This is a genomic window from Streptomyces rubrogriseus (genome assembly GCF_027947575.1).
Lineage (GTDB): Bacteria > Actinomycetota > Actinomycetes > Streptomycetales > Streptomycetaceae > Streptomyces > Streptomyces rubrogriseus.
The window spans coordinates 7,912,444-7,936,519 of record NZ_CP116256.1 but is presented as its reverse complement, the minus strand read 5'-3'; the positions used below and the strand labels follow the sequence as shown (position 1 = coordinate 7,936,519).

Sequence of the window (24,076 nt, the reverse complement as noted above, 5' to 3'; positions counted from 1 at the left end):
CCAGCCCGCGTTGGAGGAACCGTGTTCCGCAGCGAGTACGCAGACGTCCCGCCCGTCGACCTGCCCATCCACGACGCCGTGCTCGGCGGGGCCGCCGCCTTCGGGAGCACCCCGGCGCTGATCGACGGCACCGACGGCACCACCCTCACCTACGAGCAGGTGGACCGGTTCCACCGGCGGGTCGCCGCCGCCCTCGCCGAGACCGGCGTGCGCAAGGGCGACGTCCTCGCCCTGCACAGCCCCAACACCGTCGCCTTCCCCCTCGCCTTCTACGCCGCCACCCGCGCGGGAGCCTCCGTCACCACGGTGCACCCGCTCGCCACCGCCGAGGAGTTCGCCAAGCAGCTGAAGGACAGCGCGGCCCGCTGGATCGTCACCGTCTCACCGCTCCTGTCCACCGCCCGCCGGGCCGCCGAACTCGCGGGCGGCGTCGAGGAGATCCTGGTCTGCGACAGCGCGCCCGGTCACCGCTCCCTCGTCGACATGCTGTCCTCGACCGCGCCCGAACCGTCCGTCGCGATCGACCCGGCCGAGGACGTCGCCGCCCTGCCGTACTCCTCGGGCACCACCGGCACCCCCAAGGGCGTCATGCTCACCCACCGGCAGATCGCCACCAACCTCGCCCAGCTCGAACCGTCGATGCCGTCCGCGCCCGGCGACCGCGTCCTCGCCGTGCTGCCGTTCTTCCACATCTACGGCCTGACCGCCCTGATGAACGCCCCGCTCAGGCTCGGCGCCACCGTCGTGGTCCTGCCCCGCTTCGACCTGGAGCAGTTCCTCGCCGCCATCCAGAACCACCGCATCACCAGCCTGTACGTCGCCCCGCCGATCGTCCTGGCGCTCGCCAAGCACCCCCTGGTCGCGGACTACGACCTCTCCTCGCTGAAGTACATCGTCAGCGCCGCCGCCCCGCTGGACGCGCGGCTCGCCGCCGCCTGCTCGCAGCGGCTCGGCCTGCCGCCCGTCGGCCAGGCCTACGGCATGACCGAACTGTCCCCGGGCACCCACGTCGTCCCCCTCGACGCCATGGCCGACGCGCCGCCCGGCACCGTCGGCAGGCTCATCGCCGGGACCGAGATGCGCATCGTCTCCCTCACCGACCCCGGCACGGACCTCCCCGCCGGGGAATCCGGGGAGATCCTCATCCGCGGCCCCCAGATCATGAAGGGCTACCTCGGCCGTCCCGACGCCACCGCCGCCATGATCGACGAGGACGGCTGGCTGCACACCGGGGACGTCGGACACACCGACGCCGACGGCTGGCTGTTCGTCGTCGACCGCGTCAAGGAACTGATCAAGTACAAGGGCTTCCAGGTGGCCCCGGCCGAACTGGAGGCCCTCCTGCTCACCCACCCCGGCGTCGCCGACGCGGCCGTCGTCGGCGCCTACGACGACGACGGCAACGAAATACCGCACGCCTTCGTCGTCCGCCAGCCGGCCGCACCCGACCTCGCGGAGGGCGAGATCATGATGTACGTCGCCGAACGCGTCGCCCCCTACAAACGCGTCCGCAAGGTCACCTTCGTCGACGCCGTCCCGCGCGCCGCGTCCGGCAAGATCCTCCGCCGCGAGCTGAGGGAGCGCCAGTGACCCCGGCCGCCCACGTCGACCGCACCCGCGCGCGGGGAGTCGAGACCCTCACCCTCGACTCCCCGCACAACCGCAACGCCCTGTCCGCCGCCCTCGTCGACGGCCTGGCCGACGCCCTCACCGCGGCGGGCGACGACCCCGGCGTCCGTGCCGTCGTGCTCACCCACACCGGCAACACCTTCAGCGCCGGCGCCGACCTGCGCGACCCGCCCGACCCCGACGCCCTCGTCGGTCTCTTCCGGCGGATCATCGAGCTGCCGAAACCGGTGATCGCCCGCGTCGCCGGGCACGTCCGCGCGGGCGGGCTCGGCCTGGTCGCCGCCTGCGACATCGCCGCGGCGTCCACCGACTCGACCTTCGCCTTCACCGAGGTCCGCATCGGCGTGGCGCCCGCCGTCATCTCCCTCACCCTGCTGCCCCGCGCCGACCCCCGCGCCCTCGCCCGCCACTACCTCACCGGCGAGCGCTTCGACGCCGCCGAGGCCGCCCGCACCGGCCTGGTCACCGCGGCGGGCGACGACGTGGACGCCGTACTCGAACCCGTCCTCGACGGTGTGCGCCGTGCCTCACCGCAAGGCCTGGCCGAGACGAAACGGCTGCTCACGGCTAGGGTGCTGGAGGCCTTCGACCGGGACGCGGCCGACCTGACCGCGCTCTCGGCCCGGCTGTTCGCCTCCCCGCAGGCCCGCGAGGGGATGACGGCCTTCCTCGAACGACGGGATCCGGAATGGGTGGTGTGAGCGGCGCCGTGAACGCGGCCGACCGCGCGGAGCGCGTGCCCAAGCAGGACCGCAGCCGGGCCACCCGGCAGCGGCTCCTGGAAGCCGCCGTGGCCTGCCTCGCCGAACGCGGCTGGGCCGGCTCCACGGTCTCCGTCGTCGCCGAACACGCCGGCGTCTCCCGCGGCGCCGCCCAGCACCACTTCCCGACCCGCGAGGACCTCTTCACCGCGGCCGTGGAGTACGTCGCCGAGGAACGCTCCGTCGCGCTGCGCGCCCTGTTCCCGGAGGGTGCCGCCGCCGACGACCGGCGCGCGGTGGTCGCCGCCCTCGTCGACCTCTACACCGGCCCGCTCTTCCGCGCCGCCCTGCACCTGTGGGTGGCCGCCTCCAACGAGGAGCAGCTGCGCGGCCGGGTCACCGAACTGGAGGCCCGCGTCGGCCGCGAGAGCCACCGCATCGCCGTCGACCTCCTCGGCGCCGACGAGACCCGCCCCGGCGCCCGGGAAACCGTCCAGGGCCTGCTCGACATGGCCCGCGGCCTGGGCCTGGCCAACCTCCTCACCGACGACGGGGCACGGCGGGAGAGGGTGGTGGAGCAGTGGGCGCGGCTGCTGGACGCGGCGCTGGCACAGTGACCGGCGTCCGGCACCGGGGCACTGTCGGTGCCCGCCGCTACTGTCCCGGCCATGGGTGACTACTTCCAGACGATCGTCGACCTCGACGCCGACGAGGCGGGGGCGGCGGAACTCGCCGAGCGCGCGGTCGCGTGGCTGGTGAGCGAGGGCATCGTCCTCGCCGACCGCGAGGTGTGCGTCCTCGGACAACCCCTCGGACACCCGCCGGGACCCCACTGGAGCCGGGCGGTGGCCGACGACGACCCCGACGGGGAACCGTTCGACGGGCTCGCCGTGCACACCGGACCCACCGTCTTCTACAGCGGCCAGGACGAGCCCGAGGCCGTCACCTGCCCCCGCTGCCGGAGCACCACGGACCTGTCGGACGAGGGCGGGGAGGAGGACGAGGGGGAAGGCGCCTGGCCGCGCTTCTCGGAGGCGATCACCGACTGGCAGGACACCGGGCACGCCGACGTGACCTGTCCCGTCTGCGCCCGCGCCGTCCCCCTGAGCGAGTGGCTCTGGACCGACGACCGGCTGGCGGTGGGCCGTCTCGGCCTGGAGTTCTGGAACTGGCCCGAACTCGGCGACGACTTCCGGGCCCGTCTGGCCGCCGTCCTCGACGGCCACCGCACGGCGTACCTCTGGGGCAAGCTGTAGGCGCGGCGCCGGGACCCGTCACGGGCTGAGCCGCTCCACCCGCCAGCCCCCGCCCGCCTGCGCCACGTACCGCAGCCGGTCGTGCAGCCGGTTCTCCCGGCCCTGCCAGAACTCCACCGCCGCCGGTACCACCCGGAACCCGCCCCAGTGCGGCGGCACCGGCACCTGCTCGCCCTCCGGGTAACGCGCCGCCAGCTCGGCGTACGCCGTGTCCAGGGCCCGCCGCCCGGCCACCACCGTGGACTGCGCGCTGGCCCAGGCACCCAGCTGGGAGCCGTGCGGCCGGGTCCGGAAGTACGCGGCGGTCTCGTCCCGCCCGGTGCGGCGGGCGACGCCGGTGACCACGACCTGCCGGGCCATCGGGTGCCAGGGGAACAGCAGCGACACGTGCGGGTTCGCGTCCAGCTCGCGCGCCTTGCGGGAGTCGTAGTTGGTGTAGAAGACGAACCCCTGCTCGTCGAAGTGCTTCAGCAGCACCGTGCGGGAGCTGGGCCGCCCCTCGGGGTCCGCCGTGGAGACCACCATGGCGTTCGGCTCGAACAGCCCGCCGTCCGTCGCCGCCTGCTTGAACCAGCGCGCGAACTGCTCGACGGGCGTCGCCGCCAGCTCGGTCTCGGACAGCCCCTCGGCCCGGTACTGCTTGCGCATCGAGGCGAGATCGAAGGGAACTGGGTCGGCGGCGGGGACGGCGGAATCGGCTTCGCGATCGGTCACGCCGCCCATCCTGCCGTATCCGTCCGGGCGCCCGGACGCCCGGCCGCCCGGACGGAAACGGCACCCAGCGGCCACACCCGATGGCACTCAGTGCCGTAGGCACTCCCCAAACGGGGCACCCGGGGATATGGTGCTTGGTCCCGCTCCGGCCGGATGACCGACGGCCGTACGGGGCATCACAGGGGTGACCGCCGGGACCGCGAGTCGGGCACACGACCGTGGATCCATGGAGGCGCCGCACCGTCTCCGCACCGGTCGCCGTACACCACTGATCACGAGGAGCCGCCTGATGTCCGACTTCGTACCCGGGCTAGAGGGAGTCGTCGCGTTCGAGACGGAGATCGCCGAACCCGACAAGGAGGGCGGCGCCCTTCGCTACCGCGGCGTCGACATCGAGGACCTGGTCGGGCACGTCTCCTTCGGCAACGTCTGGGGCCTGCTCGTCGACGGGGCCTTCAACCCCGGCCTGCCGCCCGCCGAGCCCTTCCCCATCCCCGTGCACTCCGGCGACATCAGGGTCGACGTCCAGTCCGCCCTCGCCATGCTCGCCCCCGCCTGGGGCCTCAAACCCCTGCTGGACATCGACGCCGCCCAGGCCCGCGACGACCTCGCCCGGGCCGCCGTCATGGCCCTGTCCTACGTCGCCCAGTCCGCACGCGGCCAGAGCCTGCCCATGGTCCCGCAGCGCGAGATCGACAAGGCCCAGTCCGTGGTCGAACGCTTCATGATCCGCTGGCGCGGCGAACCCGACCCCAAGCACGTCGCCGCCGTCGACGCCTACTGGACCTCCGCCGCCGAGCACGGCATGAACGCCTCCACCTTCACCGCCCGCGTCATCGCCTCCACCGGCGCGGACGTGGCCGCCGCCCTCTCCGGGGCCGTGGGCGCCATGTCGGGACCGCTGCACGGCGGCGCCCCCTCGCGCGTCCTGCACATGATCGAGGAGATCGAGCGCACCGGCGACGCCGAGGCCTACGTCAGGAAGACCCTCGACGCGGGCGAACGCCTCATGGGCTTCGGCCACCGCGTCTACCGCGCCGAGGACCCGCGCGCCCGCGTCCTGCGCCGCACCGCCCGCGAACTGGGCGCGCCGCGCTACGAGGTCGCCGAGGCCCTGGAGAAGGCCGCCCTCGCCGAACTCCACGCCCGCCGCCCCGACCGGGTGCTGGCCACCAACGTCGAGTTCTGGGCCGCCATCATGCTGGACTTCGCCGAGGTGCCGGCCCCCATGTTCACCTCGATGTTCACCTGCGCCCGCACCGCAGGGTGGTCCGCGCACATCCTGGAGCAGAAGCGCACCGGCCGCCTGGTCCGCCCCTCCGCCCGCTACACGGGACCGGGCACCCGCGACCCGCGCGAGATCGAGGGCTACGCCGACATCGCGGGCTGACCGCCCCGCAAACGCAGGCGACCCGCGAGTCTGGTTCCTCCGTGGAGGAGCCGGCCGGACGTACCGGCGACTCGCGGGTCGGGTGACTGCTTGGGATTGGGCCGGCTGCGCGCGTCTGTCACGCGCTGGTCCGGCGCCGCACTCCGTGTGGTGCCGGGCCGCTAGCCCGCAGCCACCTCACGCGTCCGGATGTCATACATTTGCCGAACCACCTCCCTTCTGTGTACGCACCACCCTAGGAACCGGTCGGCCGCCGATCAATCGAATTTCCGGGTGGATTCGCCGTCGATCTCCCATGGACGCGTCTTCGCTGGTCACCTACGGTTTCGCATATGACGAAACGACTGGGGGAGGCACCGGCCAGGCGGGCGGTGGTCAGCGGGTCGACGTTCGAGGAGCGGATCGGGTACGCCCGCGCCGTCGTCGACGGGGACCGGGTGCACGTGTCCGGGACGACCGGCTTCGACTACGCGACGATGACGATCTCCGGGGACGTGGTCGAGCAGGCCGAACAGTGCCTGCGGAACATCGGGGCCGCGCTGGCGGAGGCGGGATGCACGTTCGCGGACGTGGTGCGGGTGCGGTACCTGCTGCCCGCGCGGGAGGACTTCGAACCGTGCTGGCCCGTGCTGCGGCGGGCGTTCGGGCAGGTGCGGCCGGCCGCGACGATGATGGTGTGCGGCCTCGCCGACGAGCGGATGCGGATCGAGATCGAGGTGTACGCGCGCCGGGGCACGGTGGCGACCGGAGCGGGCCCGGCGCTGCGGATCGAGCCGGTGGACGGGGACGCCATGGTCGAGGAGTGGCGGCACGTGCACAACGTGATCGTGCCGCCGGCCGCCATGACCCCGGACGAGGCGCGGGAACGCGCCGGACGCAACCGCCTGGCCAACGCCTACCTCGCGGACGTGCTCGTCGGCTGCTCCACGGTGCGGCCGCCCGGGGGCGAGGAGCGGGTCGCGACCGTGATCGCGCGCACCCTGCCGGCGTACCGGGGGCGCGGGATCGGCACGGCGCTCTACGAGGAGGGACTGGCACACGCGCGCGTGCTGGGCGCCGGGGCGGTGGAGACCGTGGTGCTGGCGGCCAACGCCGACGGGTTGCGGTTCGCCGGGGCGTGCGGGTTCGTGGAGAAGGAGCGATACGTGCTCGACGGCGAACACGACGAGTGGGTCGATCTCAGGCTCGCCGCAGCCCGCCCGGCATGACCGGCCGCGCGCCTTCATGACGGGGGCGTATGCCGAGTTTCCGCAGTACAACGATTTCCGCGAACTTGCGGGAACTCGGTGTGTGCTGCATCACGTTCGAGTTGAATGAAGGCCAGTGAGCGAACCGACGTACCGTACGGCGGACGCAGCCTGCAGGGGGTCCAGGTGAGTGCTTCGCGGCGTAGTGGGACCACCGACGAGCTGGGGCCGGACGAGCCGGAGCAGCCCGAGCGGGACGGCGCGGACCTGTTGGCCGCGCTCCTCGACGGCATGGACGCGGCCCTGTGCGCCTTCGACGCGGACGGGGTCGTGACCCACTGGAACCGCGAGGCGGAGCGGATCCTCGGCTGGAGCGCGGCCGAGGCCGTGGGACGGCAGGGCTTCGCGGGATGGGCCGTGCGCAGCGCGGACGCCGGGGAGGTGGAGGACCGGCTGCTGTCCGCCATGCGGGCGCCGGGCCGCCAGGTGAACGAGTTCGCGCTGCTGACCAAGGACGGCGGCCGGGTGCTGGTGCGCACCCAGTCCGCGGCGGTGCGCGGCCCCGACGGGCGGCCCGCGGGGGTGTACTGCGCGTTCAGCGAGGTGCACGCGCAGATCGACCTGGAGCGGTCCATCGCGCTGAGCGAGGCCCTGCTGGAGGACGCGAGCTGGGGCGTCGTCCTGGTCGACGCGGACCTGCGGCCCGCCGTGGTCAACGCGCACGCGGCACGGGCGCTCGGGGCCGGACGCACGTCCGTACTGGGGCGGCCGCTCGGCGACCTGCTCGCCCAGGGCGTCGAGGAGCTGGAGAACGCGCTGACCCACGTCCTGGCCGAGGGCGCGCCGCCCGCACCCGCCGAGGTGTGGGTGAGCCTGCGCACCCCCGACGGGGAGCGGCGCCGGTGCTGGCGCAGCGGGTTCGTGCGGCTGGCCTCGCCGCTCGCGGAGGAGCCGGTGCCGCTGGGCGTCGGCTGGCTGTTCCAGGACGTGACGGAGTCGAAGCAGGGCGAGCAGGAGGCGGCGTTGCTGCGCTTCCGGGCCAACCAGCTGCACCGGGCGGCGCGGGCCGCGGCCGAGTGCGAGGACCCCGCCGAGGCCGCGATCGTCCACCTGGACTTCGCGCTGGCCGGGTTCGCCGACCACGCCCTGATCGACCGCGTGGTGGGCGGCGCGACGTCGGACACCGACGCCGCGGAGCAGGTGCGGCTGGTGCGGGTCGCGGCCACCCCGTCCGGCGCGCCCGGGCCCAGCGTGCCGTCCGGGACGTCCGGGATGCCGGTGCGCTACGGCGAGGGGCACCCCGCCGTGCAGTGCGTGGAACGGGCGGGCTCGGTGCGGGCCAGCGCCGGAGTGCGGGCGGTCCCGGCCGAGCAGGTGCGCCGGTGGGCCACGGCCCGCCAGTGGCCGGAGGACACGGTGCACGGCCTGTGCGCGGTGCTGCGCAGCCGCGGCCGGACGCTGGGCGTCGTCACGTTCCTGCGCGGCGCGGGCCGCAGCGCCTTCGAGCGGCCGGACGCGATGTACGCGGAGGACGTGGCGGTCCGGATCGCGACCGCGCTGGACCTGGCCGGCGCGGTGGAGCGGCCCTAAGGGCCTGTCTGACAATTCCCGTCTGCCGCGCGACGCCATGCACGCACTCTCGCCGCACCGGCCCCGGACCCGAGTACGGCCAGTACGCGGGTCCGGGGCCGGCGCACCGAGAGCACGCACCTGACGCCGCGCGGCCGCCCTTCGGGCGACGACGCGCATTGTCAGTCAGCCCCTAGGACCCGTCGGCCGTCGTGCCGGGCGCGTTCAGCGGCGGTAGAAGATGCGCTCGCCGTACTGCTCCAGTACGCGGGCGTTCCATTCGTGGCCGCCGTCCACGTTGCCCGAGCGCAGCAGCGGGGGTTCGATGCCGCGGTCGGCGAGGGTGGCGGCGGCCGTGGCCGTCACGGCCTGCATCAGGGCGGCGGTGACGACCGTGGAGGCGGGCGCGAAGGGGGCGGGGACGGTGTCGAGGGTGAGTTCCGCGTCGCCGACGGCGATCTTGGAGTCCAGCACGATGTCGCAGTGGTCCTTGAGGAAGGTGCCGGAGGCGTGCCGCGACGTGGTCTGCGACGCGTACGCCACCGAGGTCACGCCGATCACCCGCAGGCCGAGGGCGCGGGCGTGCATCGCCATCTCCACGGGCAGGGCGTTGCGCCCGGAGAGCGAGATGATCACCAGGGCGTCGCCCGCGCGGAGCGGCGAGGAGTCCAGTACGGCGCTCGCGAGGCCGTCGACCCGCTCCAGGGCGGAGCCGAGGGTGGCCGGCATGACGTCGATGCCGACGACGCCGGGCACGGTGAGCAGGTTCATCAGGGCGAGCCCGCCCGCGCGGTACACCACGTCCTGGGCGGCGAGGGAGGAGTGGCCGGCGCCGAAGGCGAAGAGCCGGCCGCCGTTCTGCACGGTGTCGGCGAGCAGCGTGCCGGCCGCCTCGATGCTGTCCGCCTCCTCGTCGCGGACGCGCCGCAGGAGGTCGATCGCCGCGTCGAGGAACTGGCCGGCCGGCTTGTGGTCGCTCATGCGGGACCCCTTCGGAGTGGCTGCGTCGCGGATCACGGTGCGGTCTGGACCAGTGCGGTGTCAATACGGCGTCAACGCCCCGGGGGCGGGCCCGGGCGGGCTCCGCGGGGCCCGGCTTTCCACGGCGAGGCACGGTTGTCGGTGGTATGCGTCAGAATTGGTCGCAGGGCCAGCGCACGCGCCGGTGGGCCGTAGCCTCCGGCAATCTCATCGAGGGGCACGTATGTCCGGACTGATCGACACCACGGAGATGTACCTCCGCACCATCCTCGAGCTGGAGGAGGAAGGTGTGGTCCCGATGCGCGCCCGGATCGCCGAGCGGCTCGACCAGAGCGGCCCGACGGTCAGCCAGACGGTGGCGCGGATGGAGCGCGACGGTCTGGTGTCCGTGGCGGCGGACCGGCATCTGGAGCTGACCGACGAGGGCAGGCGGCTGGCGACGCGCGTGATGCGCAAGCACCGGCTCGCGGAGTGCCTGCTCGTCGACGTGATCGGCCTGGAGTGGGAGCAGGTCCACGCGGAGGCGTGTCGCTGGGAGCACGTGATGAGCGAGGCGGTGGAGCGCCGCGTGCTCGAGCTGCTGCGGCACCCGACCGAGTCGCCGTACGGGAACCCGATCCCGGGCCTGGAGGAGCTGGGCGAGACCGACGGGGCCGATCCGTTCCTGGACGAGGGGATGGTCTCCCTGGCCGACCTCGACCCGGGGCTGGAGGGCAAGACGGTCGTCGTGCGCCGGATCGGCGAGCCGATCCAGACGGACGCGCAGCTGATGTACACGCTGCGCCGGGCCGGGGTGCAGCCCGGCTCGGTGGTGAGCGTGACCGAGTCGGCGGGCGGCGTGCTGGTGGGCAGTGGCGGCGAGGCCGCCGAGCTGGAGGCGGACACCGCCTCCCACGTGTTCGTCGCCAAGCGCTGACCGCGCCGCGCCCGGAGCAGACCGTCGTCCGGGGCGCGTTGATTCGGGTCCCGTTGATTCGGGGTCCCTGTGCGCCGAATCGCAGCGGCCGGGTGATTCGCGTGCGAGGCTGTCGCGTGAGGCATCGGACGTGAGGGGCTCTTGGCCGCGGCTGACAGCGATGTCGCCCGGGCCGGAGAGGGGGAGGGGCATGCCGGAGAGACGGAGAGGGCCCCGGCGCCGTGTGGCGCCGGGGCCTGTCCTCCCCTGTGCTGACCTGGAGCCCCGAGCTCTCAAGGTCAATCCCCTCGGACCGTTTTCCCCGAGCGGTCCGCCTCCCGTTGAAGATCTCCCCTGGGCGGCGGCGATCAATCCCTGACCGGTGTCACTCGAATGAGGGGTGTTGCTCGTCGGGACGGCTCTTTCGAATGGGTATTCGATAATCTTGGATACCCTGCACGGCAGGCAGGACACGGTTCACAGGACCGGCCGGTCCGCGAGGGCGGGCGGGTCCGAGCGGAGCTTGGGGGTGCCAGGACCTATGGCGCGGCGCATCGACGTGACCGGCGCGGGCGGCGTACGCCTCGCGGCCTGGGAGTTCGGCGACCCTCCCAAGACCGGCCGGGGCCATGACCCGGCCCCCTCCGCACCCGGCGACCCGTCCCCCTCCGCGTCGGGCGCCGGAGACCTGCCCGGCGTCCTGTTATTGCACGGTCTGATGGGCCGCGCCTCGCACTGGGCCCCCACGGCCCGCTGGCTCTCCGCCCGCCACCGCGCCGTCGCCCTCGACCAGCGCGGCCACGGCCGCAGCGACAAGCCCCCGCGGGCCGCCTACACCCGGGAGGCCTACGTCGAGGACGTCGAGGCCGCCCTGGAGCAGCTCGGCCTCGGCCCGGCCGTCCTCATCGGCCACGCCATGGGCGCGCTGACCGCCTGGCAGCTCGCCGCCAAACGCCCCGACCTGGTCCGCGGTCTGATCATCTGCGACATGCGGGCCTCCGCGCTCGGCGCCGCCTCGCAGCACACCTGGACCGAGTGGTTCCGCGCCTGGCCGGTCCCCTTCGCCACACTCGCCGACGTCCGCAAGTGGTTCGGCGAGGACGACCCCTGGGTGGAGCGGCCGAACCCGGCCCGCGGCGAGTTCTACGCCGAGGTGATGGCCGAGTCCCCGGACGGCTGGCGCCCCGTCTTCGAACCGGAGCAGATGCTGCGCTCCCGCGAGACCTGGGTCTACGACGCCCACTGGGAGGAGCTGGCGCAGGTGCGCTGCCCCACCCTGGTCGTGCGCGGCCTCGACGGCGAGCTGGGCCGCGCCGAGGCCCAGGAGATGGTCCGGGTCCTGCCGAACGGCCAGTACGCGGAGGTCGCCGACGCCGGTCACCTCGTCCACTACGACCAGCCGGAGGCATGGCGGACGGCCATCGAGCCGTTCCTGAACGCGCTGCGGGACGCCTGAGCGCCCGTCACCCCTTGCTGACCGCCGTGAGGATCTCCGGCAGCCGCCCGGCCGTGCGCGGCGCGGCCAGCCGCAGGCCCAGCAGCGTCAGCACCGCGCCGTACACCGCGCCGACCGGCAGCAGCACCCAGCCCGTGTCCCCGGCCCCCTCGCTCACGTTCAGCCAGATCGTCAGCGCGATCACCGGCGCGCACAGCAGGGCCGCGCCGATCATGCCGCCGAAGATCGAGACCCAGGCCAGCCCGACCTGACCGGGGGCGACGTTCTTGTACCCCTCCTGCGGGATGGAGTACGGGAAGCGGGCCGAGGTCCAGGCACCGGTCGCCAGCATCGCGCCGAGCAGCGCGAAGGACAGGCCGAGCGCCTCGGGCAGGGCCCGCCAGTCGTCGAGCAGCGCGGTGGTCAGCACCGTGACGAGGGTGGCGTACGGGAGCGTGATCAGCAGCAGCGCCAGCGCGCGGGCCCGCAGCTCGACGTAGGCGTCCCTGGTCGAGGAGATCGTCATCGCGACCATCCAGAACGCGGAGGTGTCCTGCCCGAACTGGTTGTACATCTGGATGCCGAGCATCCCGGCCGCGAAGCAGGCGAAGTAGACCGAGCCGGTGCCCTGCCAGGCGTTGAACACCGGCACGATCAGGCCGATGGCCAGCGACGTCACCCACGCGGCCTTGGTCTTCGGGTCGCGCCACACATAGCGCAGGGTGCGCTCCATGGTGGTGCCGGTACGGCCCGCCGGCAGCCACCGGGCGAGACCGGCCGACCCGCGCTCGCGGGCCGGCCCGGTGTCGCCCTGGAGGGTGGAGCCGTCGGGCGCCGTCATCAGCCGCGTCAGATGCCGCGCCCACACCCGCAGCAGCAGCACCAGCGCCGCGGCGGTCAGCGCCAGCTGGGCCAGCGCCGTGCCGTACGCCCCGTCGCTCGCCGCGTCCATCGCGCCGACCGCCGACGCGGGCGGAATCCAGTGCACCACGTCGGCCACCGGGTCCAGCTCGCCGAGCCCCGACGAGCCCAGCCGCTGCGCGCCGAAGTTGACGAGCTGCGCGCCGACCGCGACCACCAGCCCGCTCAGCACCGCGAGATCGCGCCCCTTGCGGCTGGTCAGCAGCCGGACGTTGGCGGCGGCGACGGCCCGCGCGAGGGTCACGCACACCAGCAGCGCGAGGACCGCCCCGACGACGCCGACGGCGTACGCCGCCCCGCCGTGCGCGAGGGCGACCACGGAACCGGCGAACACGCACAGCGTGAACAGCGGCCCGATGCCCACCAGCGAGGAGGTGAGCAGCGCCCGCACCAGGGGCCCGGGCCGCAGCGGCAGCATCACCAGCCGGGTCGGATCGAGCGTCTCGTCCCCGCCGGGGAAGAACAGCGGCAGCACCGCCCAGCCCAGGGCGAGCACCGCGGCGAGCAGCACGACCAGCGAGTCCGCGTGCGCGTACCCGCGCAGCGCGATCAGGCCGATCAGCTGGAGCGCGGCGAAGAGCAGCACGAGGACGGCCGAGGCGACGTAGGCGGCCCGCCGCCCGCCGGACTGCCGCAGTCCGTTGCGCAGGAGCGACAGCTTCAGCCGTACGAAGACGGACGTGATGGAGGAGCCGGAGGGGACCGCCGGGCCCGTAGGCCCCGGCGGGACGGGGGCGGCCGGTGTGGTCCGCGTGCTCATCGGGACCCGCCGCCCAGCCAGTCCAGGTCCGACCCGGCGTCCCGGCCGCCCGCACCGACGAGTTCGAGGAACGCCTCCTGCAACGAGGCCGCCCCGCCCCGCACCTCGGCGAGCGTGCCGGTGGCCCGGATCCGCCCGGCGGCCATGACGGCCACCCAGTCGCACAGCGACTCCACCAGCTCCATGACGTGCGAGGAGAAGACGACGGTGGCGCCGGAGGCGGTGTAGCGCTCCAGGACGCCCCGGATGGTCTGTGCGGAGACCGGGTCGACGCCCTCGAACGGCTCGTCCAGGAACAGCACTTCCGGATTGTGCAGCAGCGCGGCGGCCAGGCCGATCTTCTTGCGCATGCCGGTCGAGTAGTCGACGACCAGCTTGTGCTGGGCCCCGGCGAGGTCGAGCACGTCGAGGAGCTGGGTGGCCCGCTTGTCGACCTCGTCGCCGGGGAGCCCGCGCAACCGGCCCGTGTAGCCGAGCAGTTCCCGCCCGGACAGCCGTTCGAAGAGTCGCAGCCCCTCGGGCAGCACCCCGATCCTGGCCTTCACCTCGACCGGATCGCGCCACACGTCGTGCCCCACGACCTCGACCGTCCCCTGATCGGGGCGGAGCAGTCCGGTCACCATGGAGAGCGTGGTGGTCTTCCCGGCCCCGTTGGGCCCGACGAGGCCGATGAACTTCCCGGCCGGCAACTCCAGATCGACCCCGCCCACGGCCACCTGCTGCCCGAACCGCTTCCAGAGCCCCTGAACCCGCACGGCGCTGTTGCCCACCACGTCTCCCTCCGTCGACTTCGCACCCTACGGCGGGAAAGCGCCCCGAAGGGGCGCGGGACTGTGTCGCTATGCGGCTCCGCCGCGTGGGCGCGAGCAAGGAGGTACCACCCGCGGTCGCCGAAGGGACGGCAACCCGGCAGACGAAAGGGCGCCCCCCTAACGATCACTGCCGCACGCATACGCCAACGGCGAGACCAACTCCTCCACATCCGGCAGCCACCGGTTCACCGCGGTCGGCCGGCAGGCCCACTGCACGGCCCCCCGCGTCCCGATCCGCGTAGGCGGCGCCGCCACGTACGCCCCTTCCCCGAGCACGCCCAGATCAAGAGCCCGGGGCGTCCAGCCCAACCGCCGCACCAGATCCGGCACCTTCACCGCGGCCCCCGGAAGAACGAAGAACCGCATCCGCCGGTCCGGCGCCAAGGTCACCGGCCCCAGCGTCAGCTCCATCCGCTGCATCCGTGCCAGCGCCAGGAACCCGGCCGTCTCGGGCACGTCGATCGCGTCGAACGTCCGCCCCGTGGGCAGCAGGATCGACGCCGACTGCTGCTTCTGCCACATCCGCCGGGCGACGGTCGCGCTGCCGGTCGCCTGCGCCGCCCAGTCCTCGCGCGCCGGGTGCGCGCCGGGGGCGGCGCACGCCGGATCCCCGCAGGAGCAGCGCTGCACCCCGTCGCCGGGCACCAGCCAGGTGCCGGGAAACACGTCCCAGTGACGCTCCTCGGCGTAGCGAACGGCGGTCTCCAGCAGCGACGTACCGCGCTGCTGCGGGATCTGGGCGGCTTCGGTGCCGGGGATGGTCTCTTCCACGTGGAACTCAACTCCCGGGCCCACCGGGGGTTACGGGGGCGGCGCGCGCGGGGGAGGTGCACCGGCACGGCATTCGGGGCGCATGGGTGCATACGTGGGGGCGCGCAGGAGGATTCAGCGCGGGAGCTGGGTAGCCAGGACTGGGGCCGGCACCGGCCGTTACCCCGGCAATCCTCGCAAGCTTCGCAAGTCTCGCATTGTCGGCACATCGACGGGGCATTGATCTTCACGGGCCGGATCCTCTTCGTCCAACGATCCGCCGGGACAGCACCGAGACCGCATGAGACCGCATGGGGGTTACGCCATGGCCGCAAGGCCTCTCGTCGCGCGGCAGCCGAACGAACGACTGCAGGCGCTCATTCAGGAAGCGGGCTGCTCGAACGCGGGCCTCGCCCGCCGGGTCAACGTGTGCGGGGTCGAGCACGGTCTCGACCTGCGGTACGACAAGACCTCCGTGGCCCGCTGGCTGCGCGGACAGCAACCGCGGGGCCGGGCACCGGCGATCATCGCCGAGGCGCTCGGACGCAAGCTCGGCCGCACGGTCACGATCGACGAGATCGGCATGGCCAACGGCAAGAACCTCGCGTCCGGCGTCGGCCTCCAGTTCTCGCCGACGGTACTGGGGGCCATCGAGCAGGTCTGCGAGCTGTGGCGCAGCGACGTGGGGCGCCGGGACTTCCTGTCCGGTTCCTCCGTCGCCGCCTCGGCGCTCGTCGAGCCCAGCCGCGACTGGCTGATTTCCGCCCCCGACCCCCAGGTGTCGCGTTCGGCGGGACCGCGGGTGGGGCAGTCCGACGTGGCGGCCGTGCGGGCGATGACGCAGGCCCTGACGGACCTTGACCACCAGTACGGGAGCGGGCACGTGCGCCCGGTCCTCGTGCACTACCTGAACAGCGTCGTCTCCGGGCTGCTGGCCGGCTCCTACCGGGAGGCAGTCGGGCGGGAGTTGTTCGCCACGGTCGCGCGACTGACCGAGCTGGCCGGATACATGGCCGTCGACACCGGCCAACCCGGGCTCGCCCAGCGGTACTACATCCAGTCGCTGCGGCTCGCGCAGGCGGCCGGGGACCGCGGCTACGGCGGGTACGTGCTGGCCGCCTCCATGAGCCACCTCGCCGCGCAGCTCGGAAACCCGCGCGAGATCGCGCAGTTGGCGCGGGCGGCGCAGGAGGGCGCACGCGGGCGGGTCACGCCGCGCGCGGAGTCGATGTTCCACGCGGCCGAGGCCCGCGGCCACGCGCTCCTGGGCGACGTACGGGCGGCCCACGAGGCGGCCGGGCGGGCGGTCGGCGCGATGGAGTCGGCCGATCCGGCCGCCGGGGACGACCCGGTGTGGATCGCGCACTTCGACGAGGCCTACCTCGCCGACGAGTTGGCGCACTGTCACCGGGACCTCGGCCAGGCGGACGCGGCCGCCCGCTACGCACGGCAGTCCCTGGACGGGCACCCCGAGACGCGGGCGCGCAGGCGGGCCATCGGCCATGTGCTGTTGGCCACGGCGCAGGTGCAGCAGCGGGAGATCGAACAGGCCTGCAACACGGCGACGAAGGCGGTGGAACTCCTGGAGACCCTGCGCTCGAACCGGGGCGCCGAGTACCTGGACGACTTCCAGGCCCGGCTCGAGCCGTACCGGGAAGAAGCGGTGGTCAGGGAGTTCGGCGCCCGGCTCGATCTGCAGGCCGCCGCATGAGCGGACGGGGCGCGGAGTGAGTGAACACGCGTGAAACATCGCCGCGGTGAGCGGAAAGGAACATCAACAGCGCGCCGCCGCCCGGTTTTGTTACTGCTGTCACAGGGAAGGAGTTGACGCCCCGGGCGGCGTGGCAGTGGGCTCGGGGGACCCGGTAGCGTGAGCCGACGATTCCGAAGGTCCCCCATTCGTAGGAGTCCCGGTGACGCAGAGTGGACAGGGCGAGGAGCCCTCGGCGCGGCAAGCGCACGAAGGCATCGTGCTGCCCTCGGACGGTGGCGAGCCCTTGCTGCCCGGTCTGACCGGCGCTCCCGCCGGCCCCCAGGGCGGTGGCCCGGCACCCGCCTCGGCGCCGCCCGGTGGCCAGGCCTGGGACCGGCCCTGGGGCCCCGAGCAGCAGCAGAGCCCGCCCCCCGGCCAGGGCTGGCCCACGCCGCCCGGTGCTCAGCCCTGGGGCGCTCCGGAGACCCCGCAGCAGCCCGCACCGCAGGCCTGGCCGCCCGCGCAGGGCGCACAGTCACCGGCTCCCGGCGCGCTGCCGCCGCAGGCCGGGCCCGGCCCGCTGCCGCCGGAAGGCGCGCGCCCCCCGTCGTACGGGACGCCGCCGGGCGACGAGTCCTACGGCGGGCAGCCGCCGTACGGGCAGCAGTACCAGCAGCAGCATCAGCAGCCGTACCAGCAGTACCCGCAGCAGGGCGCGGGTGTCGCGCCGCTGCCGCCCGCCGACGAGGGCGCCACGCAGTACATACCGCCGGTCGTGTCCTCCGCCGACGAGGGGGCCACCCAGTACATACCGCCCATCGCGGCCGCGGGACCGGGTGCGCTGCCGCCGGAGAGACCCGCGCAGCCGCACGCCGCCGAGTCGACGCAGTACCTCGGCCAGGCACCGCAGTACCCCGCGCAGCCCGCGCCCGCCGCACCCGCGGCCCATCCGGACGCCGAGGCCACGCAGTTCATCGCGCCCGTGCCCGGCGGCCCCGCCGGTGCCCCGTTCGGGGCCGGGCCCGGCCCCGACGAGGGCCGTCAGCCGCCCGCCGAGTTCGACAACCTCTTCCGCGGCGCCCCCGGCGCCGACGGCCCGGCCTCGGCCACCCAGCAGATGCCCCGCTTCGACGCGCCCCAGGCGCAGTACCCCGGCGACCAGCCCGGGTACGCCCCGCAGGGTCCGGGCGGCGGCGGTGGCAGGCGGCGCGGGGCCGACGACGGCGGCGGCCGGGGCGGCCGCGGCGGGCGTACCGGCTCGCGCCTGCCGATCCTCGCGGCCGTCGGCGTGGGCATCGCCGTCGTCGGGGTCGGCGCCGGAGCGATGATGGCCGGCGGGGGAGAGGACGAGGACAAGGGCGGCAACCAGACGGTGTCCGCCACGGCCCCCGCCTCCCAGTCCGCGTCCGCCGAGGCCTCCCCGACGGTCGATCCGGTCCGGCAGCAGGCCGTCGAGCTGGACAAGCTGCTCGCCGAGAGCGGCACCGGACGCACCACGGTGATCAACGCCGTGGGCGACGTGAAGACCTGCGACAAGCTCCCCCAGGCGGCCAAGGACCTGCGCGACGCCGCCAAGCAGCGCAGCGGGCTGGTCGACAGCCTGTCCAAGCTGTCGGTGGACAAGCTGCCCCAGCACACCGAGCTGACCACCGCGCTCACCAAGGCGTGGCAGGCCTCCGCGTCGGCCGACAACCACTACGCGGCCTGGGCCGACCGGACGGCCGGCAAGAAGGGCTGCAAGAAGGGCAAGGCCGCCACCCAGCCCACGGCGGCCACCCGGGCGAGCGGCACGGCCACCAAGGAGAAGGCCAAGGCCGCGGCGCTCTGGAACGCCATCGCCAAGAAGTACGGCCTGACCGAACGGCAGCCCACCCAGCTGTGAGCCGGCCCGCCCGGGGGCCGTCCCGACGGACGAATCCCGGGTCCCGGGTCCCCGGGTCCCGGGCCCGCCCTCAGGCCACGTCCGCGTTCTGCAGGGTGCGGGTGGTGTCCACGGCGCCGTCGCGGGCCGAGACCAGGCGGCCCTCCCGTACGACCTGGAGGGTGACGTCGGCGTTGACCAGGCGGGGGAAGCCGACCGAGGCCAGCTTGTCGGCGAACGTCCACCGGAGGCCGGGCGTGAGACCGCCCGTGCCGACCTCCGGGCCGTCGTCGAGGGCCCGCCGGACGGTGTCGGCGCTCACCTCGCCGTCGCCCAGCGACTCGACGACCTGCTTGAGCACGGTGTACGCGATCCAGGTCGTCTGCACCCCGGCGTCGGCCGGATCGACGTCGTTGTCCCCGAACGCCTGCTCCTTGACCAGCCGCTTCAGACCGTCCCAGGCCGGGTCGCTCACCGCGGGGTACCAGCCGGTGACGTACGCCCCTTCGTAGGGCCCGGACGCGCCGCCGCTCGCGTTGATCGTCGTCTGGTCCACGCTGCCGAGCACGGTCGCCGTCCGGACGTCGGGCCGGTCCCCGCGGGCCCGCCGGAAGGAGTCCATGAAGGTGCCGGTGCGGTCCCCGAGGACGGGCACCACGCACCCCGGCTCCGCGGGGTCGCCGCCGTCGCGCGCCAGCGCCCGCCCGGCCTGGTCGTCGTACGCGGTGGCGTCCTCGGCAGCCCGCTGGTCGTGGGACCGCTCGTGTCCGCCGGAGGCCAGCCCCGAGTCCAGCAGCGCGGGCAACTGGTCGCCCGCGATCGTGTCGGGGCGGACCAGCGTCACCGGCCCGCAGGAGTCGGCGAGCGCGCTGCCGAGCCCCGCGAGCAGCGCCGGCTGGCCCCCGTTGACGGGGTACGACAGCGGACTGGTGAACTCCGTGTTGGTGAGGCCGTACCCGCCGATGTACGGGATGCGGGCGCCCTCGAGGACGGGGAAGAACGAGTCGGCGTACTGGCTGTAGGAGCCCACCACGGCGACCGCGTTCTCCTTGACGGCACGGCGGGCGCACTTCGCGGCGGCCACGCTGTCGTTGTGGTCGTTGCAGGTCAGGACGTTGAGCTTGCGGCCCGCGAGGCCGCCCTGGGCGTTGATCGAGCGGGCGTAGGCCCTGGCGAGCGCGGGCATGCCCGGCTTGTTGGTCGCGCCGGTGTCCTGCGGCGCCCAGGTCATGACGGTGATCGGGTCGTCCCCGGAGCCCCCCGTGGCACCGGGGACGACCCCGCAGCCGACGGCGAGTGACGCGCACGCCACCAGCGCGCCCGCGGACAGGACGCCGGTGCGGGAGGCCCGGGAGCGGCCGCGGGGGCCGCCGGGGGGAGTGCTGCGGGTGGGTCGCCTGCCGGTCATGTCCCCGCACGATTCCGTCACCCGGCCAACCGGGGAGTGACCTGCGGTCAACGCGTGGTGACGCGGAGGTGAATTGCGGGGGCCGGCGGGGCGCGGGGAAGAGGAACGTAGGATCGATGACCGTGCAAGGTTCGGAGAACTCTTCCCGTCGCGGCCGTCGCTCCACCACCATGGGCGGCATGCCACTCAACGACATGCCGTGGTGGCGCTGGCGCAGTCAGGTGCGCTCCGCGCTGCACATGCTCTCCGCCCCCGCCTTCCAGCAGGACGTCTGGCTGGCCGGCGTCGAGGGCTACGGGGACGTCACCGACGCCGTGTACCGCCTGGTGGAGGACACCTGGCTGGACCACTGGTCGGCCGAGAAGTACGTGGGCACGGTCTTCCGCGACTCTCAGGAGGCGGCGCTGGTCGACACCGCCGTGCTGCGGGTCCTGCGGATCATGCACCAGGTCGGGCCGGACGCGCCGGTGACCGCGTACCTGGAGCACGCGGACTGGCCGGAGGCGGTGCGGGCGGCGCGCGACGCGCACGTACGACTGGCCACCAGCGACGGCGAGGACCCGGAGGCCGAGCCGCGCACGCTCGAGGTGCTGCAGATCCTCACCCGGTCCGCCTGACGGGACGGCACGCGGTCGGGGAGGCCGGATATGGGACCCTGTGCTGCATGAACGCGCAGTCCTCCGCCGCCGTCCCCTCGGCCGACGCCCCGGCCGACCAGTACGTCCTCACCCTGTCCTGCCCCGACAAGCAGGGCATCGTGCACGCCGTCTCGAGCTACCTGTTCATGACCGGCTGCAACATCGAGGACAGTCAGCAGTTCGGGGACCACGACACGGGTCTGTTCTTCATGCGGGTCCACTTCTCGGCCGGCGAGCCGGTGACCGTGGACAAGCTGCGCGCCAGCTTCGCCGCGATCGGCGACGCCTTCCACATGGACTGGCAGATCAACCGGGCCGACGCGAAGATGCGCATCGTGCTCATGGTGAGCAGGTTCGGGCACTGCCTGAACGACCTGCTCTTCCGCGCCCGGATCGGCGCGCTGCCCGTGGAGATCGCGGCGGTGGTGTCCAACCACACCGACTTCGCGGAGCTGGTGGGGTCCTACGACATCCCCTTCCACCACATCCCCGTGACGAAGGACACCAAGCCGGAGGCCGAGGCCCGGGTCCTGGAGATCGTGCGCGAGGAGAACGTCGAACTCGTCGTGCTGGCCCGCTACATGCAGGTCCTCTCGGACGACCTGTGCAAGGCGCTCAGCGGCCGGATCATCAACATCCACCACTCCTTCCTGCCGAGCTTCAAGGGCGCGAAGCCGTACCACCAGGCGCATGCGCGGGGAGTGAAGCTGATCGGCGCGACGGCGCACTACGTGACGGCCGACCTCGACGAGGGGCCGATCATCGAGCAGGAGGTCGAGCGGGTCGGACACGACGTCACGCCCGATCAGCTGGTGGCGATCGGGCGTGACGTGGAGTGCCAGGCGCTGGCGCGGGCCGTGAAGTGGCACGCGGAGCGGAGGATCCTGCTCAACGGCCGCCGGACGGTCGTCTTCGCCTAGGGCCCGTCCCACCGGCCCCGGGCGATCGACGGTCGCCTCGGTCACTTCGGGTCGCTGTTGAACTTCGAGGTCGCCCAGACGTAGCCGAGCCCGGTGAGGGCGAGGCACCAGCCGAGGGCGAGCCAGCCGTTGTGGCCGATCCCGGTGCCGAGGAGCAGGCCGCGCAGGGTCTCGATGGCGGGCGTGAACGGCTGGTACTCGGCGATCGGCTGGAACCAGCCCGGCATCGAGTCGATGGGGACGAAGGCGCTGGAGATCAGCGGGAGGAAGATCAGCGGCATCGCGTTGTTGCTGGCGGCCTCGGCGTTCGGGCTGATCAGGCCCATGCCCACGGCGATCCAGGTCAGCGCCAGCGTGAAGAGCAGGAGCAGCCCGAAGGCCGCGAGCCACTCCAGGACGGTGGCGTCCAAGGAACGGAAGCCGATGGCCACGCCGACGGCGCCGACGAGGACCACGCTCAGGATCGACTGCACCACGCTGCCGACCACGTGCCCGACGAGCACGGAGCCGCGGTGGATGGCCATGGTCCGGAAGCGGGCGATGATGCCCTCGGTCATGTCGTTGGAGACGGAGACCGCGGTGCCGATCGTGGTGGACCCGATGGTCATCAGGAGCAGGCCCGGCACGAGGTAGGAGACGTAGTCGGAGCGGTCGCCGCCGCCGATGCCGGCGCTCATCGCGTCGCCGAAGACGTAGACGAAGAGGAGCAGCAGCATGACCGGGGTGAGCAGGAGGTTGAGGGTGAGGGAGGGGTAGCGCCGGGCGTGCAGGAGGTTGCGGCGCAGCATGGTGGACGAGTCGCGCACGGCGAGGGAGAGGTTGCTCATCGGACGGTCTCCTTGATCGCGTCGGTCTGGGCGGGGACGGTGGCGGTGGCGGTGAGGGCGAAGAAGACGTCGTCGAGGTCGGGGGTGTGGACGGTGAGTTCGTCGGCCTCGATGCCGGTGTCGTCGAGGCGGTCGAGGATGGTGCGCAGGTCGCGTTGGCTGCCGTCGCTGGGGATCTGGAGGGTGAGGGTGTCGTCGTCGCCGGTGCTGTGGGGCAGGGCGGTGGCGGCGTCGCGGTAGGCGTCCGGGTCGGTGAAGCGGAGCCGGACGTGTCCGCCGGGGACGAGCCGCTTCAGTTCCTCGGCGGTGCCCTGGGCGGCGATCTTTCCGTTGTTGAGTACGGCGATGCGGTCGGCGAGTTCGTCGGCCTCCTCCAGGTACTGGGTGGTGAGGAAGACGGTGACGCCGCCGGTGACGAGCTCGCGGATGATCTGCCACATGGTGTGGCGGGAGCGGGGGTCCAGGCCGGTGGTGGGCTCGTCGAGGAAGATGATCCGCGGGTCGCCGACCAGGGTCATGGCGATGTCCAGGCGGCGTTTCATGCCGCCGGAGTAGGTGGAGGCGGGCTTGTCGGCGGCTTCGGTGAGGTCGAAGCGCTCCAGCAGTTCGGCGGCGACCCGCTTCCCCTCGCGGCGGGGGAGGTGGTGGAGGTCCGCCATGAGGAGCATGTTCTCCTCCCCGGTGATCAGGCCGTCCACGGCGGAGAACTGGCCGGTGACCCCGATCGCGCCGCGCACGGCCTGCGGAGCGGTGGCGAGGTCGTGGCCGCCGACGCGGATGTCGCCGGCGTCGGGGGTGACGAGGGTGGAGAGGATCTTGACGGCGGTGGTCTTCCCGGCGCCGTTCGGACCGAGCAGGGAGAAGACCGTTCCTTCGGGGACGGCCAGGTCGATGCCGTCGAGGACGGTCTTGTCGCCGTAGGACTTGCGCAGTCCGTTCGCGGTGATGGCCAAGCTGGTCATGACTGCTGCTCCTCAGAGGCTGCGGGCGGTGATGTCGCCGTGGGCGGTGGTCGCGTGGATGGTGAGGCCGGGGGCGCCGCCGGTGTTCCTGAGCGCGTTGTGGACGCGGCCGTAGGAGGTGCCGGCGTCCAGTGCGGCGGAGACCCCGGCGGCGGCGCCCACCGAGAGGTCGCCCGACCCGGTGCGCAGCACGACCTCGCCGCGCACGGCCTCGGCGATCCGGATGTCGCCCTTCTCGGTGCGGATGTCGGCGGGGCCGTCCAGGCGGCCGACCGAGATGTCACCGGCGGCGGTGGCGAGGCGGACGCTCGCGGCCTCGTCGAGCTTGACCGGGCCCTGCGCACCCTCGAAGCCGACGTCGCCGAGCCGTCCGACGCCCCGGAACTCGGCGGCTGCCGCCCTGGCCTCGACGCGGGAGCCGGCGGGCAGCCGGACCGTCACCTCGACGGCACCGGAGGCGCCCATGAACTGGCCCTTCGCCGGGGCCTCGATCCGCAGGACGCCGTCGCCGAACTCGACGCTGGTCTGCTCGGCCTCCGTCACGTCACGCCCCTTCGAGGCGTCCGCGGGCAGGACCTCGACCGTGGTGTCGGTCCGGTCGGCGGCGATGAACCGGATGCGGCCCGCCGGGACGTCGAGGAGAGCGGAGATCGGGGCGGGGGTGTCGAAGGTCTGCATGGTGGTCTCCCGTTTTCGTTGCCCGTCGTTCTTTCTGACATGAGAAACGCTACGTTGCGTTCGAGGATGCCTCAAGTGACTCGTTGCGA

22 protein-coding genes are annotated in these 24,076 nt (G+C 73.4%); 13 read left to right on the top strand and 9 right to left on the bottom strand.

The window, feature by feature from the left end:
• Nucleotides 1–21: 21 nt before the first annotated feature.
• From Sru02f_RS35750 to Sru02f_RS35735, 4 genes are read left to right on the top strand one after another with little or no spacing between them, the layout of a single operon-like run.
• Nucleotides 22–1,590: a 4-coumarate--CoA ligase family protein gene (locus Sru02f_RS35750; RefSeq protein ID WP_109035433.1), complete on the top strand. Its 1,569-nt coding sequence runs from the start codon at nucleotides 22–24 to the stop codon at nucleotides 1,588–1,590.
• Entirely contained in the window at nucleotides 1,587–2,330 is a 744-nt protein-coding gene (locus Sru02f_RS35745) for an enoyl-CoA hydratase family protein (protein ID WP_109035435.1), read from the top strand. Before Sru02f_RS35750 ends, Sru02f_RS35745 begins: the two co-directional genes overlap by 4 nt.
• Nucleotides 2,318–2,947 (top strand): TetR/AcrR family transcriptional regulator, encoded by a 630-nt coding sequence (locus Sru02f_RS35740; protein ID WP_174855213.1) that lies wholly within the window; start codon nucleotides 2,318–2,320, stop codon nucleotides 2,945–2,947. The genes Sru02f_RS35745 and Sru02f_RS35740 overlap by 13 nt, the downstream gene beginning before the upstream one ends.
• A gap of 51 nt (nucleotides 2,948–2,998) precedes the next feature.
• Nucleotides 2,999–3,586: a hypothetical protein gene (locus tag Sru02f_RS35735; protein WP_174855214.1), complete on the top strand. Its 588-nt coding sequence runs from the start codon at nucleotides 2,999–3,001 to the stop codon at nucleotides 3,584–3,586.
• Between the two features lie 18 nt (nucleotides 3,587–3,604).
• On the opposite strand, the gene pdxH is transcribed toward Sru02f_RS35735, so the two are convergent.
• Nucleotides 3,605–4,309, bottom strand: a complete 705-nt coding sequence (gene pdxH / locus Sru02f_RS35730; RefSeq protein ID WP_109035439.1) for a pyridoxamine 5'-phosphate oxidase — start codon at nucleotides 4,307–4,309, stop codon at nucleotides 3,605–3,607.
• 280 nt (nucleotides 4,310–4,589) lie between these two features.
• On the opposite strand from pdxH, the gene Sru02f_RS35725 reads away from it, so the two are divergent.
• The 3 genes from Sru02f_RS35725 to Sru02f_RS35715 all read left to right on the top strand — a co-directional run bounded on the left by Sru02f_RS35725 (nucleotide 4,590) and on the right by Sru02f_RS35715 (nucleotide 8,467).
• Complete coding sequence (locus tag Sru02f_RS35725) at nucleotides 4,590–5,690, top strand: citrate synthase 2 (RefSeq protein ID WP_109035441.1); 1,101 nt, start codon at nucleotides 4,590–4,592, stop codon at nucleotides 5,688–5,690.
• Nucleotides 5,691–6,022: 332 nt separating this feature from the next.
• Complete coding sequence (locus Sru02f_RS35720; RefSeq protein WP_109035443.1) at nucleotides 6,023–6,898, top strand: GNAT family N-acetyltransferase; 876 nt, start codon at nucleotides 6,023–6,025, stop codon at nucleotides 6,896–6,898.
• 165 nt (nucleotides 6,899–7,063) lie between these two features.
• The gene (locus tag Sru02f_RS35715; RefSeq protein WP_109035822.1) at nucleotides 7,064–8,467 is read left to right on the top strand and encodes a PAS domain-containing protein; all 1,404 of its coding nucleotides are present in this window, start codon (nucleotides 7,064–7,066) and stop codon (nucleotides 8,465–8,467) included.
• 204 nt (nucleotides 8,468–8,671) lie between these two features.
• Here Sru02f_RS35715 and Sru02f_RS35710 read toward each other — a convergent pair whose 3' ends face one another.
• Complete coding sequence (locus tag Sru02f_RS35710) at nucleotides 8,672–9,427, bottom strand: SIS domain-containing protein (RefSeq protein ID WP_003974589.1); 756 nt, start codon at nucleotides 9,425–9,427, stop codon at nucleotides 8,672–8,674.
• Between the two features lie 223 nt (nucleotides 9,428–9,650).
• On the opposite strand from Sru02f_RS35710, the gene Sru02f_RS35705 reads away from it, so the two are divergent.
• Together Sru02f_RS35705 and Sru02f_RS35700 are read left to right on the top strand one after the other, a co-directional pair.
• Nucleotides 9,651–10,343, top strand: a complete 693-nt coding sequence (locus Sru02f_RS35705; RefSeq protein WP_052839193.1) for a metal-dependent transcriptional regulator — start codon at nucleotides 9,651–9,653, stop codon at nucleotides 10,341–10,343.
• A gap of 520 nt (nucleotides 10,344–10,863) precedes the next feature.
• A complete protein-coding gene (locus Sru02f_RS35700; protein ID WP_167469794.1) occupies nucleotides 10,864–11,778 on the top strand; it encodes an alpha/beta fold hydrolase in 915 nt (304 codons plus the stop codon).
• A gap of 7 nt (nucleotides 11,779–11,785) precedes the next feature.
• On the opposite strand, the gene Sru02f_RS35695 is transcribed toward Sru02f_RS35700, so the two are convergent.
• From Sru02f_RS35695 to Sru02f_RS35685, 3 genes are all read right to left on the bottom strand, one after another.
• Nucleotides 11,786–13,438, bottom strand: coding sequence for a transporter (locus Sru02f_RS35695; protein ID WP_109035447.1), 1,653 nt, complete (start codon nucleotides 13,436–13,438; stop codon nucleotides 11,786–11,788).
• Nucleotides 13,435–14,211, bottom strand: coding sequence for an ABC transporter ATP-binding protein (locus Sru02f_RS35690; RefSeq protein WP_109035450.1), 777 nt, complete (start codon nucleotides 14,209–14,211; stop codon nucleotides 13,435–13,437). The genes Sru02f_RS35695 and Sru02f_RS35690 overlap by 4 nt, the downstream gene beginning before the upstream one ends.
• A 156-nt stretch (nucleotides 14,212–14,367) precedes the next feature.
• Nucleotides 14,368–15,021, bottom strand: a complete 654-nt coding sequence (locus Sru02f_RS35685; protein WP_109035452.1) for a bifunctional DNA primase/polymerase — start codon at nucleotides 15,019–15,021, stop codon at nucleotides 14,368–14,370.
• Between the two features lie 304 nt (nucleotides 15,022–15,325).
• Between Sru02f_RS35685 and Sru02f_RS35680 the strand changes: the two genes are divergently transcribed.
• Nucleotides 15,326–16,711 carry a transcriptional regulator gene (locus Sru02f_RS35680; RefSeq protein WP_109035455.1) on the top strand — a complete coding sequence of 462 codons (1,386 nt, stop codon included), beginning with the start codon at nucleotides 15,326–15,328 and terminating at the stop codon, nucleotides 16,709–16,711.
• Nucleotides 16,712–16,913: 202 nt separating this feature from the next.
• Nucleotides 16,914–18,575, top strand: coding sequence for a hypothetical protein (locus Sru02f_RS35675; protein WP_244941933.1), 1,662 nt, complete (start codon nucleotides 16,914–16,916; stop codon nucleotides 18,573–18,575).
• A 70-nt stretch (nucleotides 18,576–18,645) separates the two neighbouring features.
• Here the strand turns inward: Sru02f_RS35675 and Sru02f_RS35670 are convergent, their stop codons facing one another.
• The gene (locus Sru02f_RS35670; RefSeq protein ID WP_109035457.1) at nucleotides 18,646–19,962 is read right to left on the bottom strand and encodes an ABC transporter substrate-binding protein; all 1,317 of its coding nucleotides are present in this window, start codon (nucleotides 19,960–19,962) and stop codon (nucleotides 18,646–18,648) included.
• 116 nt (nucleotides 19,963–20,078) lie between these two features.
• On the opposite strand from Sru02f_RS35670, the gene Sru02f_RS35665 reads away from it, so the two are divergent.
• Entirely contained in the window at nucleotides 20,079–20,579 is a 501-nt protein-coding gene (locus tag Sru02f_RS35665; RefSeq protein ID WP_109035459.1) for an SCO4402 family protein, read from the top strand.
• Between the two features lie 47 nt (nucleotides 20,580–20,626).
• On the top strand, nucleotides 20,627–21,520 hold the full coding sequence (gene purU / locus Sru02f_RS35660; RefSeq protein WP_109035461.1) for a formyltetrahydrofolate deformylase: 894 nt from the start codon (nucleotides 20,627–20,629) through the stop codon (nucleotides 21,518–21,520).
• Nucleotides 21,521–21,561: 41 nt separating this feature from the next.
• On the opposite strand, the gene Sru02f_RS35655 is transcribed toward purU, so the two are convergent.
• Genes Sru02f_RS35655 through Sru02f_RS35645 form a run of 3 tightly spaced genes read right to left on the bottom strand, consistent with a single transcriptional unit; the run spans nucleotide 21,562 to nucleotide 23,987 of the window.
• Complete coding sequence (locus Sru02f_RS35655; protein ID WP_109035463.1) at nucleotides 21,562–22,347, bottom strand: ABC transporter permease; 786 nt, start codon at nucleotides 22,345–22,347, stop codon at nucleotides 21,562–21,564.
• Nucleotides 22,344–23,309, bottom strand: a complete 966-nt coding sequence (locus Sru02f_RS35650; protein WP_109035465.1) for an ATP-binding cassette domain-containing protein — start codon at nucleotides 23,307–23,309, stop codon at nucleotides 22,344–22,346. The genes Sru02f_RS35655 and Sru02f_RS35650 overlap by 4 nt, the downstream gene beginning before the upstream one ends.
• Nucleotides 23,310–23,321: 12 nt before the next feature.
• Complete coding sequence (locus Sru02f_RS35645; RefSeq protein WP_109035468.1) at nucleotides 23,322–23,987, bottom strand: DUF4097 family beta strand repeat-containing protein; 666 nt, start codon at nucleotides 23,985–23,987, stop codon at nucleotides 23,322–23,324.
• Nucleotides 23,988–24,076 lie beyond the last annotated feature (89 nt).